The following is a 14983-nucleotide window of genomic DNA, read 5'->3' on the forward strand; positions in this document are numbered from 1 at the left end:
TCTGTCGAGCGAGAAGCTGTGCTTCTCGCTGTGCCAGGTCGCACCGCAGCAGTTGCCTGCCTGGGTGCGGCCGATTGCCCTGAATCAGTGGCGGAAGTGGCGCATGCCGGTGAACACCATGGCGATGCCGGCTTCGTCAGCGGCAGCGATCACCTCGGCGTCACGCATCGAGCCGCCGGGCTGAATGACCGCGCTGATGCCGACCTTGGCCGCATTGTCGATGCCATCGCGGAATGGGAAAAACGCGTCCGAGGCCATGACGGCACCCTGCACCTGCAAGCCGGCATGTTCGGCCTTGATGGCGGCGATACGGGCGGAGTTGACGCGGCTCATCTGGCCCGCGCCCACACCGATGGTCTGGCGCTGCTTGGCATAGACGATGGCATTGGATTTGACGAACTTGGCCACTTTCCAGGCGAACACCAGGTCGTGGATTTCTTGCTCGGTGGGTGCACGCTGGGTGACGATCTTCAGGTCATCGGCGGTGATCATGCCGATGTCACGACTCTGGACCAGCAGCCCGCCGTTGACTCGCTTGAAGTCCCAGCCGGCAGCCCGCTCCGCTGGCCACTCGCCGCATTCGAGCAGGCGCACGTTCTGCTTGGCTGCAACCACCTCGCGCGCAGCCTGGGAGATCGTCGGTGCGATGATCACCTCGACGAACTGGCGCTCGACGATGGCTTTGGCGGTTTCGCCGTCCAACTCGCGGTTAAAGGCAATAATGCCGCCGAAGGCCGATTCGGTGTCGGTGGCGTAGGCCAGGTCGTAAGCTTTGCGGATACCGCCTTCGTCTTCAGGCACCACAGCCACGCCACACGGGTTGGCATGCTTGACGATGACGCAGGCCGGCTTGACGAAGCTCTTGACGCACTCGAGCGCAGCGTCGGTGTCGGCCACGTTGTTGAAGGACAGCTCTTTGCCCTGCAGCTGCACGGCAGTGGAAATGCTGGCTTCGCCTTTCTTGGCTTCCACGTAGAACGCCGCGCGCTGGTGCGGGTTCTCGCCGTAGCGCATTTCCTGGGCCTTGACGAACTGGGTGTTGAAGGTGCGCGGAAAATCGCCGCGTGCTTCGGTGCTCAGGGTTTCCCTGGCCTGGTCCACGGTGCCCATGTAGTTGGCGATCATGCCGTCATAGGCGGCGGTGTGCTCGAAGGCCTTGAGCATGAGATCGAAGCGCTGGGCATAGGTCAGACCGCCGGCCTTCAGGCCCTCGACGATGCTGGCGTAGTCACTGGCGTTGACCACGATGGCCACGTCCTTGTGGTTCTTGGCAGCCGAGCGGACCATGGTCGGGCCGCCGATGTCGATGTTCTCGATGGCGGTCGGCAGGTCGCAGCCAGGCTTGGAGATGGTGGCTTCGAAGGGGTACAGGTTGACCGCCACCAGGTCGATGGGCTTGATCCCGTGCTCGTTCATGATCGCGTCGTCGGTACCGCGACGACCGAGGATGCCGCCATGGATCATCGGGTGCAGGGTCTTGACCCGGCCATCCATCATTTCGGCGAAGCCGGTGTAGTCGGCCACTTCCACCGCGTTGACACCGTTGTCCTTGAGCAGCTTGTAGGTGCCGCCGGTGGACAGTATCTCGACCCCGAGCTGTTGCAGCTCACGGGCAAATTCGAGGATACCGGTCTTGTCGGAGACGCTGATCAGGGCGCGGCGGACTGGCAGGCGGGTAGTCTGGTCGGTCATTTCGGGTTCCAATAACGCGGTGGAGTCAGCAAAAAAGGCGTCTGTGTTGAGACAGGCGCCTTTTTCGATCGGGATTCTGGCTTACAGCAAGTCGTATTGCTTGAGCTTCTTGCGCAGCGTGCCTCGGTTCAACCCGAGCATCTCGCTGGCTTTGGTCTGGTTGCCCTTCACATAGCTCATCACGCTTTCAAGCAGCGGCGCCTCGACTTCGGAGAGCACCAGGTTGTACACGTCCGTGACGGTCGCGCCTTCGAGGTGGGCGAAGTAGTTGTGCAGCGCCTTCTCGACGCTGTCGCGAAGGGTCTGGCCCTCTTCGCTTGGCGTGTTCAGGTGCTGTTTCAGGTTGGCGTTGTCGCTCACGGGCGTTGTTCCACTCACAAATGTTTCGGTCATCATCGTCATGCGGCCACCCCTTGTCCGTCCTCTGTCTCAAGGCTCTGTCGACGTTCACTGAAAAACGCGCGAACGTTGGCGCACTGCGCTTGTGTGTCTTCCAAAGCGTTGAACCGGGAGCGAAACTCCTTGCCGCCGGGTCGTGTCGCCAGGTACCAGCCCACGTGCTTGCGGGCGATTCGCACGCCCATTACATCGCCGTAGAAGGCGTGCAGGGCGGCCAGGTGCTCTAGCAGGATGCGTTCCACCTCGTCCAGCTGCGGCGCTGGCAACTGCTCGCCAGTGCGCAGGTAATGCTCGATCTCGCGAAAGATCCAGGGCCGCCCTTGAGCGGCCCGGCCGATCAGCAGGCCATCCACGCCCGTGGCGTCGAGCACTGCCTTGGCCTTTTCCGGCGAGGTGATGTCGCCGTTGGCGAAGACCGGGATGGACACTGCTTGCTTGATAGCGGCGATGGTGTCGTATTCGGCTTCACCGGTGTACAGGTCGGCGCGTGTGCGGCCATGCACCGCAAGCGCCTGGATGCCAGCCTGTTCGGCGATCTTCGCCACGTTCAGGCCATTCTTGTTGGCCCGGTCCCAGCCGGTGCGGATCTTCAGCGTCACCGGAACGTCCACGGCGCCCACGACGGCGTGCAGAATTTCGCTGACCAAGGCTTCATCTCTCAATAAAGCAGAGCCTGCCGCCTTGTTGCAGACTTTTTTTGCCGGGCAGCCCATGTTGATATCGATGATCTGGGCGCCCGCGGCGACATTGGCCTGTGCAGCCGCCGCCATCATCTGTGCATCGCCCCCGGCGATCTGGACCGAGCGGGGCTCGGGATCGCCTTCGTGGATGCGGCGCAGGCTCGACTTGCGGCTGTTCCACAGGGACAGGTCGCTGGAGACCATTTCCGACACCACCATGCCTGCGCCCATGCGCTGGCAAAGTGTTCGGAACGGCTGGTCCGTGACCCCAGCCATGGGTGCGAGGATCAGGTTATTGCGCAGTGTATAAGGGCCGATGCGTACCGCCGACATAGGTGTTCCCTGTTGTGGGGCCGAATCTTGAGGTTCGAAAAAGGGTTGGCATGATACCCGCTCTGGATGACCGGATAAAGATGGATTTGGATAAAATCTGAACAACTGCGGGTTGCCGCCCCTGCACCCTGGGCTCCGGGTCGTCAGACCCGGACAAGCGGCATCATGGCCGGCGTGCCGGCAGCGTACCGGGTAGGCCGCCTGGGTTTATTCCGGCGAGCGAAAGCTCAGGCTGTAGTTCACCGCTCGCTGACCTGGGTCGAGAATATCCAGCGCGATGTGGATCGGGGTCTGGCTGGGCATTTCGCCGCGTCCGGCCAGCTCCCCGGACAGGTATTCGGCCGGTTTGAAGCGGCGACTGGCAATCAGTTGGCCGTTGAGGTCCGAGAAGCGCAGTTCGAGCAGTGGAAACGGTTGGGCGAAAGGTGCGCGGTTATAGATGATGGCGTCCACGATCAGCGCCCCTTTGAAGTCCGGGTGGCTGCGCACCACCAGGTTGCTGCTCTTGATCCGGTTCACATCGACGCGAGAGGGGACCTGGCAGCCCACGACCGGGCACACCTGCTCGAACAGTGGGCGATACTGGTCCTGTCGGGACAGCTCGTCGAAATGGAACCACACATACTGCAAGGCTAGCGTGGCGGCAGCGATCAGCGTCAAGCCACCCCATAACAAACGCTTGCCCCAGGCCGGGGCCGGTTTCTCCCAGCCTAGTTGCAGCGGGTCGTCCACCACATCCACCAGGGGTTCCTTGCGCCTTGGGCGTTCGACCTTGTCAGTGACTTCAGGCTCCAGACGCCCCATGGGCAACGGCGCCTCGTCGAGTTCATCGTCGGCGCGCAGGCTAGTGGCCAAAGGTTCGTCGTCGTGCGCGGTGAGGCCGGCAATCGACACATCGTCATCGTCATCGGGGCGCAGCGGCGCTCCCAGTTTCGGCTCATCTTCATTCGTAACGATGCTGCCCAGCGGCGGCTCACTTTCTGCATCGGTGTCCAGGTCAGCGGTGAAGGTCGGCTCGGTACGCGCCTCGCGCCGTGAATCTGCCTGGGGGGCGGGCTTGAGCACGGGGGCGGCATCAGCCTGTTCCGGTTCAAACGGCTCGCCGGCTGCCGTGCCGAAGACCTCGTCCAGGTGTTCCTCTGTGTCCTCCTCGTGACGCCGTGCCTGCAGCACGGGCGTCTGGTCGGCCTTATCCACCTGTGCAGGCGTGTGGCGGCGTTCCAGGCGCTCCAGTTCCTTGTCCAGATCGAGTTCGTCCAAGGCCTGGGCGGTCTGGGCCCAGGCCTCGTCGTCCGGCGCGATGGGGTGCCCTTGCGCGGGGGTGGGCGCGGCAGGCGACGGCGCTGCCTCGGTTGCCGGCAGCGGGTTCGCCTGAGGGGGGGCGCTGCGGTTCTGTGCCAGCAGCTGCTTGGCGGCATTGAACACTTGCAGGCACTGGCCGCAACGCACCACGCCACGGGCCACGCTCAACTGGTGGTGGGTGACACGAAAGCTGGTCTGGCAATGCGGGCACTGGGTGACGAAACTGTCGGTCATGCGGCGATCCGGAGGCTGTGCTGAGGGCTATTCTAGGTTCGACTAGCGGCGGCGACCACTGATTCGTACCCAGCCATCGCGAACGACGATGGGGTCCAGGTCGAAATCGGCAGCGTAGGCGGCAGCCACTTCTTCACCTTGTTCGGCGAGGATGCCCGACAGCGCCAGCAGGCCGCCCGGGCGAACCAGGCCGCTGAGTTGCGGTGCCAGCGACACCAATGGCCCGGCCAGGATGTTGGCCACCAGCACGTCGGCCTGCATGGCAGGCATGTGCTCGGGCAGGTAGAGCGCGAACAGCTCGTCGGCAATGCCGTTGCGCTGGGCATTGTCGCGAGAGGCCTCGATGGCCTGCACATCGATGTCCGTGCCTACCGCTTCGCGCGCGCCCAGCAGCAGTGCAGCGATGGCCAGAATGCCCGAGCCACAGCCGAAGTCCAGGACCTGGGTGCCTTGCAGTTGCTGACCGTCGAGCCATTCAAGGCACAGCGCCGTGGTGGGGTGCGTGCCCGTGCCGAACGCCAGGCCAGGATCGAGCAACAGGTTCACGGCCTCCTTTTCCGGGGCATCGTGCCAGCTGGGCACGATCCACAGCCGGCGGCCGAAGCGCATCGGCTGGAAATTGTCCATCCAGCTGCGTTCCCAGTCCTGGTCTTCGATCGCTTCGGCCTGGTGCTGGGGCAGCTCGACCCCTGTCAGCAGGCGCAGGTGCGCGAATACCTGCTCGGGGTTGGTGTCGGCCTCGAACAGGGCCAGCAGATGGGTGTGCGACCACAGCGGCGTGGTATTGAGGTCTGGCTCGAAGATGGGTTGATCTTCGGCGTCCATGAAAGTGACCGACACCGCGCCGACTTCCAGCAGCGCGTCTTCGTAGGTTTCGGCTTGTTCCGGGCTGATGGCCAGACGTACTTGCAGCCAGGGCATGGCGTGTACCTTTGATAGATCCAGAAGGGCAGCCCAAGGCTGCGCGGGAGCCTGGCAGTTTACGCGAGTGCGTGGGGTTTGTAGAGACGCCTACGCCTGCCAGGTACCGGTGCCTAGACAAAGCACAGGGACAGGGATTCGGCCCGGTAGGCGGGCTTGTCCTCGTCTTTTATCTCCAGTGTGGCGATGGCCTTGAGCAACCATTGGCCGGGGCGCTTTTGCTGCACATCGGCCAGCTCCACATGCAGGCGCACCTGGCTGTCGACCTTCACCGGCTGGATGAAGCGCACGCTGTCCAGGCCGTAGTTGACGACCATTTTCAACCCCTGTGGCAAGACCAGGATGTCTTCGATCAGCGCAGGTATCAGGGACAGGGTCAGAAACCCATGGGCGATGGTGCAGCCGAACACGGTCTGCGCCGCTCGCTGCGGGTCGACGTGGATGAACTGATGATCGCCAGTCGCCTCGGCGAAACGGTCGATACGCTGCTGGTCGATGGTCAGCCAGGCCGAGTGGCCGAGGGACTTGCCGATGTATTGGGTAAGCGCGGTGACCGGCACTAGCGGCATGGTGATCCTCATGGGTATTAAATGGTACGTGCGTGCAAGATCAACACGCCTGGCCAGGCCGGTCAAGTTGCGCTCGGCGCTGGCAGCGTGCCCATGCTTATAATGAGCCGCACGCCTTGAGGAGAACGTTATGCTGTTGCGGGGTTTGACCTGGCTGGTGCTGTTCCAGCTGCTGGGGACGGCAGTCAATCATCTGTTGGTTCCCGTCTTGCCGGGGCCGATCATTGGCCTTTTGCTACTGCTGGGCTTTCTGATGGTGCGCGGCGAGGTGGGGGCCCCCCTCAACGAAGCTGCCGGCAGCCTGCTGCGCTACTTGCCGCTGTTGTTGGTGCCTCCTGCCGTGGGGGTGATGGTGTATGCCCGCGACATCGCCGCCGACTTCTGGGCCATTGTCGGTGCGCTGCTGATTTCCTGCCTGCTGACGCTGGTGGTGGTGGGCGTGCTGATGCAGAAACTCATTCATCGTCAGGCCCGGCGCGAGGACCAGCCATGATGCTCGACTGGCAAGGCGCAGTGAATGCAGTGGTCCACCACCCGTTGTTCGGCATTGGCGTGACCTTGGGGGCCTACCAGCTGGTGCTGGCCGGGTATGAGAAGACCCGTTGGATCTTCCTGCAGCCGGTGCTGGTGTCGATGGCGCTGGTCATCGGCGTACTGCTGCTGTGCGGCATCGACTACGCCGAATACCGCAAGAGCACCGAAATCATGAACATCCTGCTGGGCCCTGCCACCGTGGCCTTGGCGGTGCCGCTGTTCTTGAACCTGCGCCGCATTCGTCAGTTGTTCTGGCCGACCTTGACTACGCTGGTACTCGGAGGCCTGTTCGCCACGGTGTGTTGCCTGTTGCTGGGGTGGTGGTTTGGCGCCGAGCACATGATCCTGATGACCATGGCACCCAAGTCCGTCACCTCGCCCATCGCGATGCTGGTAGCCGAGCAGATCGGTGGGGTGGCGGCGCTAGCTGCGGTCTTCGTGCTGATTACCGGGGTGATCGGGGCCATTTTCGGGCCTGCCTTGTTGAGCCGCTGCGGTGTGCTCAGCCCCGAAGCGCGGGGCATGTCCCTGGGCATCACGGCCCACGCGGTCGGCACCTCGGTGGCCTTGCAGGAAAGTGACGAATGCGGCGCCTTCGCCGCGCTGGCGATGAGCCTGATGGGCGTGGCAACGGCAGTGTTCCTGCCGCTGGCCGTCAGCCTGGTGGCTTGAGGAGTGATGATGATGCTACCGCTGTTTCCCCTCGACACCGTGCTGTTTCCAGGGTGTTTTCTCGACCTGCAGATTTTCGAAGCCCGCTACCTGGACATGATCGGGCGTTGCATGAAACAAGGCGAATGCTTTGGTGTGGTCTGCATCGTGGAGGGCGAGCAGGTCGGCAAGGCGCCGCCCGTGGTGGCGTCCATTGGCTGCGAGGCCGTGATCCGCGATTTCGTCCAGCAGGAAAACGGCCTTTTGGGCATTCGCGTCGAAGGCGTGCGGCGTTTCGATCTGCAGGCCACCGAAGTGCTCAAGGATCAGCTGCTGGTGGGGCAGGTGCAGTGGCTGCCTGATCTTGAAGACAGCCCCTTGCAGGAAGCGGACGACGATTTGCTGGCGCTGCTGCTGGCCTTGGGCGAACACCCGATGGTCGAGGCGCTCGACATGCCCCGGCCCGTGGACGGGCGTCAGGCGCTGGCCAACCAACTGGCCTACCTGCTGCCCTTCACCGAGCAAGACAAGCTGGACTTGCTGGCCCAGGACTCGCCCGAGCAGCGGCTGGGCGAGATCCACAGGTTGCTCGAGCGCATCCAGGGTGAGCTGTTTGCCTAAATAGCGCCGGGCGTCAGTACTGGTACCTGAGCAGCGCGTGGGGCAGGGCGTGGGTGGCAAAGAAGGCCAGCAAGGCGATGCAGGCCGGCAACACCAGCCACCAGACCTTTAGGGGCAGGGCCGGCAGGGTCTGCCGGTACTGGGACAACGTCAGGCTGATCGCGCAGACGCAGCAGGCCAGCAGGGCACCGGCCAGGATGTCGGTGGGCCAGTGTGCACCCAGGTACACCCGCGACAGGGCGATGGCCAATGCCGGAATGCAGCCCAGCATGATCCAGGTCAGGCGCATGCGCGGTGGCTGGCCGCGGCCGGCGAGCACCGCCAGTACCAGAAAGAACGCAAACGACGCCGAGCTGTGGCCGCTGGGCATGCTGTAGCTGGTCAGCGGGTCGGTCAGCACTTCCGGGCGGGCCCGGGCGAACAGCCACTTGAGTGTGCCGTTGGCGATGGCGGTACCCATCAGCGCCCCAGCGGCGAAGAAAGCGTGCCGCCACTGACGCACCACCAGCAGCAAACCTGTCAGCAGCCCGCCCAGAAAGAATTGCGTGCGAAAATCCCCGAGCCGCGTCACCACCACCACGGCGCCGTCGATGGCCTGGCTGCGATGCTCCTGGACCAGGGTCATCACCCCGTCGTCGAAGGCGTGCAGGTAGGGCCAACCGAGAAATACCCCGGCCAAGGCCAGCAGGCACAGGGCACCAATCAGCCGTGTGCCGTGCCGGCGGTCGCGGATGCTGGTGCTCAGGCTAAGGCCGATGATCACTGCCAGCGTGCCAAAAATGATGCCGGCCTGGGGCCAGAAGCCTTCGGGCAGGGGCAGGCGCATGGCAGCGCCAGTGGCCCAGCCGGGCAGCAGGTAGGCGATCGACCAACCGGCGGCTGCCACCAGGCTAACGGCGACGAACCGCAGCAGGGGCATGTCGAACATGCCTGCGACCATTGGCAGCATGGGCCTCAATGGGCCGATGAAACGGCCTACGAGCAGGCTGGCGATGCCATAGCGCTTGAAGTAGGTTTCGGCGCTGCCGATCCATTCCGGGTGGTGTCGCAACACCGGCAGGCGGCGAATGTTCTGGTGGAAATGCTTGCCGATCATGTAGGACAGCGCGTCACCCAGTAACCCGCCCAAAAAGCCCAGCAGCAAGGTTTCGCCAAGGCCCAGCACGCCGCTGCCTGCCAGCACGGCTACCGCGAACAGCAGCACCGTGCCGGGGACGATGATGCCGGCGATGGCCAGGCATTCGATGCACGCGACCAGGAAGATCGCGACGCCCAGCCACTGTGGGTTGGCGCCTAGCCAACCGGTCAGGCCGTCGAGCCATTGTTCCATGGTTCAGTTCTCTTGTTCGATGATGGAGAAGTCACGGCCTTCGACCTGGCCGCGCCGCAATGGGTTGCGCGTGCAGAACCGGGCGTACGCGGCATCGACGAAGCGGTACGGCAGGTGCTCGTCACGCCCGTGGGGAATGCCCAGGCGCGCTGCCTGGATCACCCGGGGCACCGGGTTGGCGCAGTCGTCCACATACAGCCGCTGCGGGTCGAAGCGCTGCGCATCCCACTGTGGCACCTTGAGGCCTAGCGCCCGGCACAACAGCGTCTGCCCTGCGCACAGGCGCTCGGCGGGGCGCAGGTTGCCGCTGGCGTCTGGGTTGTTCAGGTGCATCTGCGCCAGGCTGTCTGGCCCGGACAAGGCATCCTGCCATGGGTAGGCAGACTTGATGAGCACCGCATTGCCGGGGCCCTGGGCGCTGAAGTTCAGGGAGTCGCCGCCGCGGGCGTAGTACATATAGATGTGCCCACCATCGAGAAACAGCGCCTTGCGCTTTTCGGTGTAGCCCAACGACGCATGACTACCCTTGTCGGCGAGGTAATAGGCCTCGGTCTCGATGATACGGGCGGCGAGCCACAGGTTGCCCTGGCGGTGGCGGATGACCTTGCCCAACAGGGCTTTGGCCAAGGTCTGGGCGTCGCGGTCGAAAAAGCTGTCTGGCAGTGCTGGCATGCAAGGGCTTCGCAGGCTAAAGGCATGAGGGTAACAAGCGCTACCTTAACCGAATCTGAAACCTGCGGATATGCGACGGCGCACGTCAGCGATTTCCACAGAGCTCTGCGTTCTTATGGATAAGCCCGGTTACATCTTTCCTACGGATTACCCACAGCTTTTTTTACCTTCCGCCACCCACCGCTGGGCGTACACCTGCGCGACAGTTATAATCAGCCGTTTCCCCATCGCCAAGACACCGAGCCCATGACTGAGTCCGTTCTTGACTACATGACCCGCCTGGGTCGCGCAGCCCGTGAAGCGTCCCGGGTAATCGGCCGTGCCAGTACCGCGCAGAAGAACCGTGCGCTGCACGCTGCCGCCGACGCATTGGATGCAGGGCGTGACGCGCTGATCGCAGCCAACGAGCAGGACTTGGCCCATGGCCGTGCCACCGGGCTGGAAGCCGCGTTGCTCGACCGCCTGGCCCTGACCCCGGCGCGCATCGATGGCATGATCACCGGCCTGCGCCAGGTAGCCAGCCTGCCTGATCCGGTCGGCGCCATTCGCGACATGAGCTACCGCCCATCGGGTATCCAGGTCGGCAAGATGCGCACGCCGCTGGGCGTCATCGGCATCATTTACGAATCACGCCCGAACGTCACCATCGACGCGGCCAGCCTGTGCCTGAAGTCAGGCAATGCCACCATCCTGCGCGGCGGCTCCGAAGCCATCCACTCCAACCGCGCCATTGCCGCCTGCATCCAGCGCGGCCTGGCGGCGGCAGGCTTGCCCGCGGCCGTGGTCCAGGTGGTGGAAACCACCGACCGCGAGGCGGTGGGCGCGCTGATCAGCATGCCCGAGTTCGTCGATGTCATCGTGCCGCGCGGCGGCCGGGGCCTGATCGAGCGCATCAGCCGCGACGCCCGGGTACCGGTCATCAAGCACCTGGACGGTATCTGCCATGTCTATGTCAGTCAGCATGCCGACCTGGACAAGGCCTGGCGCGTGGCGTTCAACGCCAAGACCTACCGTTACGGCATCTGCGGGGCAATGGAAACACTGCTGGTGGACCAGCATGTCGCCGAGCGCTTCCTGCCCGAGATGGCGCGCCGCTTCCAGGAAAAGGGCGTTGAGTTGCGCGGTTGCGAGCGTACCTGTGCGCTGATCGACGCGCACGCGGCCAGCGAAGATGACTGGCACACCGAGTACCTCGATGCAGTACTGTCCATCCGTGTGGTGCAAGGCCTGGATCAGGCCATCGAGCACATCAACCACTATGGCTCGCACCATACCGACTCGATCATCACCGAGCATCAGGGGCAGGCGCGCCAGTTCATGGCGGAGGTCGATTCGGCCTCGGTCATGCTCAATACCCCGACGTGCTTCGCCGACGGCTTCGAATATGGCCTGGGTGCCGAGATCGGCATTTCCACCGACAAGCTTCACGCCCGTGGCCCGGTCGGCCTCGAAGGCCTGACGTGCGAGAAATACGTGGTGATCGGCGACGGTCAACTGCGCGGCCAGGAGTCCTGCTGAGTTGAATCAGGCCCAGGCAGTGCGCCGCGTCGGCATTCTTGGCGGCACCTTCGACCCGGTTCACATCGGCCATCTGCGCAGTGCGCTGGAAGTTGCCGAGTTCATGGCCCTGGACGAGCTGCGTCTGCTGCCCAATGCTCGCCCGCCGCACCGAGACACGCCGCAAGTGGCCGCGCATGATCGTCTGGCCATGGTGCGGGGCGCCGTCGCGGGCGTTGCAGGCCTGAGCGTGGACGCACGTGAACTGGCACGGGACAAACCGTCGTACACCATCGATACGCTGGAGTCGATCCGTGCCGAGCTTGCTGCTGACGACCAGCTGTTCCTGGTGCTGGGCTGGGACGCCTTTTGCGGACTGCCGGGTTGGCACCGCTGGGAAGAACTGCTGCAACACTGCCACATCCTGGTGCTGCAACGCCCGGATGCGGACGTAGACCCCCCCGACGAACTGCGCAACCTGCTGGCTGCCCGTTCGCAGAGCGATCCCACCGCCATGTCCGGCCCGGCGGGAAACATTTCGTTCGTCTGGCAGACACCGCTTGCGGTGTCGGCTACACAGATCCGACAGCTGCTGGCCAGCGGCAGGTCGGTGAGGTTCCTGGTGCCGGACGCCGTACTGGCCTACATCGAGGCGCACGAACTGTATCGTGCGCCCAACTGACGGTGCCCCTGGCACCTCATCCTACGAGTTGAACGAGTTTTATATGACCAAGCAGAAAATTTACGGCGACGAACTGGTCGCAGTGACCACGGCAGCGCTGGAAGACGTCAAGGCCCAGGATATCCAGGTCATCGACGTGCGTGACAAGCACAGCCTGACCGACTACATGATCATCGCCACCGGTACCTCCAACCGTCAGATCAACGCCATGGCCGAGAAGGTCCGCGAGGCGGTCAAGGCCAAGGGCGCCCAGCCGCTGGGTGAGGAAGGCAAGGGCGACAGCGATTGGGTGCTGCTGGACCTCAACGATGTCATCGTGCACATGATGACCGCGGCTGCACGCCAGTTCTACGACCTCGAACGCTTGTGGCAGGGTGCCGAGCAGAGCCGCGCCGCCGATGGCAAGCACCACAGCCCGGACCATGTCCACGAGTACTCCGACAAGCTCAAAGATCGCGAATAAGGAAAGCGCCGTGCGTCTGCGCCTGATCGCGGTCGGCTCGCGCATGCCGAAGTGGGTCGAGGAGGGCTGGCATGAGTATGTCAAGCGCCTGCCGGCCGAACTTTCGCTCGAGCTGGTGGAAATACCGCTGAACACCCGCGGCAAGAATGCCGACGTCGCCCGCCTGATTCGCCAGGAGGGCGACGCCATGCTCAGCAAGGTGCAACCCGGCGAGCGCGTCGTGACCCTTGAGGTTCATGGCAAGCCGTGGAGCACCGAGCAGCTGGCAGGTGAGCTGGACCGCTGGCGCCTGGATGCGCGCACGGTGAATTTGATGGTGGGTGGGCCCGAAGGGCTTGCGCCGCAAGTGTGCGCCCGCGCCGATCAGCGCTGGTCCCTGTCGCCGCTGACCTTGCCGCACCCGCTGGTCAGGATACTCATCGGCGAGCAGGTCTACCGGGCCTGGACGGTGTTGTCCGGCCATCCCTACCACAAATGAGCCTGTAAGCAGCCCGATGTCGCAGCCGATCCGCCTCAAGGACCACGAAAAAGACGCCCGTCTGGTGCGCAACCGCGTCGTGGTCGGCGCCGTGGCGGTCATGCTACTCATCTGCGTGCTGATTGCGCGGCTGTACTACCTGCAGATCATCCAGTACGACTACCACTCCACGCTGTCGGAGAACAACCGGGTGCACGTGCAGCCGATCCCGCCGACACGCGGGCTGATCTTCGACCGCAACGGGGTAGTGATCGCCGACAACCGGCCCAGCTTCAGCCTGTCCATGACCCGGGAGCGTGCCGGAGACTGGCAGCAGGTACTGGACAGCATCGTCGAGATACTGGAACTCACCCCAGACGACCGCGCGCTGTTCGAAAAGCGCATGCGCCAGGGGCGCAGGCCGTTCGAGCCGGTACCTATCCTGTTCGAACTCAACGAGGAACAGATCGCCCGTGTGGCGGTGAACCAGTTCCGCTTGCCAGGGGTGGAAGTGGTCGCCCAGCTGGTACGTCACTACCCACAGGGGGCGCATTTCGCGCATTCGGTGGGCTACGTCGGGCGTATCAACGAGAAAGAGCTCAAAACCCTGGACCCTGTGAACTACAGCGGCACGCACCACATCGGCAAGACCGGCATCGAGCGGTTCTACGAGGCCACGCTGCACGGCCAGGTCGGCTACGAAGAAGTCGAGACCAACGCGCGCGGGCGTGTGCTCAGGGTGCTCAAGCGTACCGATCCCAAGCCTGGCAAGGACATCGTGCTGAGCCTGGACATCAAGTTGCAGGAAGCGGCCGAGGCCGCCCTGGCCGGGCGCCGTGGCGCGGTGGTTGCACTCGACCCACGCACCGGTGAGGTGCTCGCCATGGTGAGCCAGCCCAGCTTCGACCCCAACCTGTTCGTCACTGGCATCAGCTTCAAGGCCTATGCCGAACTGCGTGATTCGATCGACAGGCCGCTGTTCAACCGCATCCTGCGCGGCCTCTACCCGCCCGGCTCGACGATCAAGCCCGCCGTGGCGATCGCCGGCCTGGACAGCGGCGCGGTGACCCCAAGCAGCCGTGTGTTCGACCCTGGGTACTACCAGCTGCCCAACTACGATCACAAATACCGTAACTGGAACCGCTCGGGTGACGGCTGGGTAGACCTGGATACCGCCATCATGCGCTCCAACGACACCTACTTCTACGACCTGGCCCACAAGATGGGCATCGACCGGTTGTCCAGCTATATGAACAAGTTCGGCATCGGCCAGCGGGTGTCGCTGGACATGTTCGAAGAGTCCGCAGGGTTGATGCCGTCGCGGGAATGGAAGCGGGCCACGCGCCGGCAGGCCTGGTTCCCGGGCGAAACCCTGATCCTGGGTATCGGCCAGGGCTACATGCAGGCCACGCCGCTGCAGCTTGCGCAGGCGACGGCGCTGATTGCCAACAAGGGGGTGTGGAACCGGCCGCACCTGGCCAAGACCATCGAAGGGGAGCCGCCGGTGGACGAAAACCCAATGCCGGACATCGTGCTGCGCGACAAGGCCGATTGGGCGCGCGTGACCCATGGCATGGAGCAGGTGATGCACGGCGCGCGCGGTACTGCCCGCAAGGCCGCCATCGGCGCCCAATACCGCATCGCCGGCAAAAGTGGTACCGCCCAGGTGGTGGCCATCAAGCAGGGCGAGAAGTACGACCGCAACAAACTTCAGGAGCGTCACCGCGACCATGCCTTGTTCGTGGCCTTCGCTCCGGCAGACGACCCCAAGATCGTGGTGTCGGTCATGGTCGAGAACGGTGAGTCGGGTTCTGGGGTGGCTGCGCCAGTGGTGCGCCAGATCATGGATGCCTGGCTGTTGGACGAAAACGGCCGGCTCAAGCCTGAGCTTGCGCCGGCTACCGCTACTCAGGAGTCGCCGCTGTGATGAACAATTTCGATCGCAT

16 protein-coding genes are annotated in these 14983 nt (G+C 63.9%); 8 read left to right on the top strand and 8 right to left on the bottom strand.

Translation table 11 applies throughout. The features are described 5' to 3' along the window. Positions 1-84: 84 nt before the first annotated feature. From purH to CWR53_RS02565, 6 genes are all read right to left on the bottom strand, one after another. On the bottom strand, positions 85-1692 hold the full coding sequence (purH, locus tag CWR53_RS02540) for a bifunctional phosphoribosylaminoimidazolecarboxamide formyltransferase/IMP cyclohydrolase (RefSeq protein ID WP_100850725.1): 1608 nt from the start codon (positions 1690-1692) through the stop codon (positions 85-87). A gap of 81 nt (positions 1693-1773) precedes the next feature. Further along, positions 1774-2094, bottom strand: a complete 321-nt coding sequence (gene fis / locus CWR53_RS02545; RefSeq protein WP_023534526.1) for a DNA-binding transcriptional regulator Fis — start codon at positions 2092-2094, stop codon at positions 1774-1776. After that, complete coding sequence (dusB, locus tag CWR53_RS02550; protein ID WP_100850726.1) at positions 2091-3104, bottom strand: tRNA dihydrouridine synthase DusB; 1014 nt, start codon at positions 3102-3104, stop codon at positions 2091-2093. Before dusB ends, fis begins: the two co-directional genes overlap by 4 nt. A gap of 207 nt (positions 3105-3311) precedes the next feature. Next, positions 3312-4640 carry a DUF3426 domain-containing protein gene (locus CWR53_RS02555; protein WP_100850727.1) on the bottom strand — a complete coding sequence of 443 codons (1329 nt, stop codon included), beginning with the start codon at positions 4638-4640 and terminating at the stop codon, positions 3312-3314. A gap of 42 nt (positions 4641-4682) precedes the next feature. Beyond that, positions 4683-5561, bottom strand: coding sequence for a 50S ribosomal protein L11 methyltransferase (gene prmA, locus CWR53_RS02560; RefSeq protein WP_100850728.1), 879 nt, complete (start codon positions 5559-5561; stop codon positions 4683-4685). Between the two features lie 113 nt (positions 5562-5674). Next, on the bottom strand, positions 5675-6130 hold the full coding sequence (locus CWR53_RS02565) for a MaoC family dehydratase (RefSeq protein ID WP_058603526.1): 456 nt from the start codon (positions 6128-6130) through the stop codon (positions 5675-5677). Positions 6131-6260: 130 nt separating this feature from the next. Between CWR53_RS02565 and CWR53_RS02570 the strand changes: the two genes are divergently transcribed. From CWR53_RS02570 to CWR53_RS02580, 3 genes are read left to right on the top strand one after another with little or no spacing between them, the layout of a single operon-like run. Continuing rightward, entirely contained in the window at positions 6261-6623 is a 363-nt protein-coding gene (locus CWR53_RS02570; protein ID WP_023534554.1) for a CidA/LrgA family protein, read from the top strand. Beyond that, positions 6620-7336 (top strand): LrgB family protein, encoded by a 717-nt coding sequence (locus CWR53_RS02575; RefSeq protein WP_058603527.1) that lies wholly within the window; start codon positions 6620-6622, stop codon positions 7334-7336. Before CWR53_RS02570 ends, CWR53_RS02575 begins: the two co-directional genes overlap by 4 nt. Before the next feature lie 9 nt (positions 7337-7345). After that, a complete protein-coding gene (locus CWR53_RS02580; protein WP_100852574.1) occupies positions 7346-7936 on the top strand; it encodes an LON peptidase substrate-binding domain-containing protein in 591 nt (196 codons plus the stop codon). A gap of 13 nt (positions 7937-7949) precedes the next feature. On the opposite strand, the gene CWR53_RS02585 is transcribed toward CWR53_RS02580, so the two are convergent. After that, positions 7950-9266 (bottom strand): bifunctional DedA family/phosphatase PAP2 family protein, encoded by a 1317-nt coding sequence (locus CWR53_RS02585; RefSeq protein WP_100850729.1) that lies wholly within the window; start codon positions 9264-9266, stop codon positions 7950-7952. A 3-nt stretch (positions 9267-9269) separates the two neighbouring features. Then, a complete protein-coding gene (locus CWR53_RS02590) occupies positions 9270-9938 on the bottom strand; it encodes a DNA-3-methyladenine glycosylase (RefSeq protein WP_100850730.1) in 669 nt (222 codons plus the stop codon). 246 nt (positions 9939-10184) lie between these two features. Here CWR53_RS02590 and CWR53_RS02595 point away from each other — a divergent pair, with 246 nt between their 5' ends. Genes CWR53_RS02595 through mrdA form a run of 5 tightly spaced genes read left to right on the top strand, consistent with a single transcriptional unit; the run spans position 10185 to position 14964 of the window. Further along, entirely contained in the window at positions 10185-11456 is a 1272-nt protein-coding gene (locus CWR53_RS02595; RefSeq protein ID WP_058603530.1) for a glutamate-5-semialdehyde dehydrogenase, read from the top strand. 1 nt (position 11457) lies between these two features. After that, positions 11458-12117, top strand: coding sequence for a nicotinate-nucleotide adenylyltransferase (gene nadD, locus CWR53_RS02600; protein ID WP_078477933.1), 660 nt, complete (start codon positions 11458-11460; stop codon positions 12115-12117). 43 nt (positions 12118-12160) lie between these two features. After that, positions 12161-12580, top strand: a complete 420-nt coding sequence (gene rsfS / locus CWR53_RS02605) for a ribosome silencing factor (RefSeq protein ID WP_027915263.1) — start codon at positions 12161-12163, stop codon at positions 12578-12580. 10 nt (positions 12581-12590) lie between these two features. Continuing rightward, positions 12591-13058: a 23S rRNA (pseudouridine(1915)-N(3))-methyltransferase RlmH gene (gene rlmH, locus CWR53_RS02610; protein ID WP_023534514.1), complete on the top strand. Its 468-nt coding sequence runs from the start codon at positions 12591-12593 to the stop codon at positions 13056-13058. Between the two features lie 16 nt (positions 13059-13074). Continuing rightward, a complete protein-coding gene (mrdA, locus tag CWR53_RS02615) occupies positions 13075-14964 on the top strand; it encodes a penicillin-binding protein 2 (RefSeq protein ID WP_058603532.1) in 1890 nt (629 codons plus the stop codon). Positions 14965-14983: the final 19 nt, after the last annotated feature.

Origin of the sequence: Pseudomonas sp. SGAir0191 (assembly GCF_002812565.2) — a bacterium.
GTDB classification, from domain to species: Bacteria; Pseudomonadota; Gammaproteobacteria; order Pseudomonadales; family Pseudomonadaceae; genus Aquipseudomonas; species Aquipseudomonas parafulva_B.

Coding starts and splice junctions, on each gene's coding strand:
- purH (WP_100850725.1), bottom strand. CDS start 1,692: ATGACCGACCAGACTACCCGCCTGCCAGTCCGCCGCGCCCTGATCAGC.
- fis (WP_023534526.1), bottom strand. CDS start 2,094: ATGACGATGATGACCGAAACATTTGTGAGTGGAACAACGCCCGTGAGC.
- dusB (WP_100850726.1), bottom strand. CDS start 3,104: ATGTCGGCGGTACGCATCGGCCCTTATACACTGCGCAATAACCTGATC.
- CWR53_RS02555 (WP_100850727.1), bottom strand. CDS start 4,640: ATGACCGACAGTTTCGTCACCCAGTGCCCGCATTGCCAGACCAGCTTT.
- prmA (WP_100850728.1), bottom strand. CDS start 5,561: ATGCCCTGGCTGCAAGTACGTCTGGCCATCAGCCCGGAACAAGCCGAA.
- CWR53_RS02565 (WP_058603526.1), bottom strand. CDS start 6,130: ATGCCGCTAGTGCCGGTCACCGCGCTTACCCAATACATCGGCAAGTCC.
- CWR53_RS02570 (WP_023534554.1), top strand. CDS start 6,261: ATGCTGTTGCGGGGTTTGACCTGGCTGGTGCTGTTCCAGCTGCTGGGG.
- CWR53_RS02575 (WP_058603527.1), top strand. CDS start 6,620: ATGATGCTCGACTGGCAAGGCGCAGTGAATGCAGTGGTCCACCACCCG.
- CWR53_RS02580 (WP_100852574.1), top strand. CDS start 7,346: ATGATGCTACCGCTGTTTCCCCTCGACACCGTGCTGTTTCCAGGGTGT.
- CWR53_RS02585 (WP_100850729.1), bottom strand. CDS start 9,266: ATGGAACAATGGCTCGACGGCCTGACCGGTTGGCTAGGCGCCAACCCA.
- CWR53_RS02590 (WP_100850730.1), bottom strand. CDS start 9,938: ATGCCAGCACTGCCAGACAGCTTTTTCGACCGCGACGCCCAGACCTTG.
- CWR53_RS02595 (WP_058603530.1), top strand. CDS start 10,185: ATGACTGAGTCCGTTCTTGACTACATGACCCGCCTGGGTCGCGCAGCC.
- rsfS (WP_027915263.1), top strand. CDS start 12,161: ATGACCAAGCAGAAAATTTACGGCGACGAACTGGTCGCAGTGACCACG.
- mrdA (WP_058603532.1), top strand. CDS start 13,075: ATGTCGCAGCCGATCCGCCTCAAGGACCACGAAAAAGACGCCCGTCTG.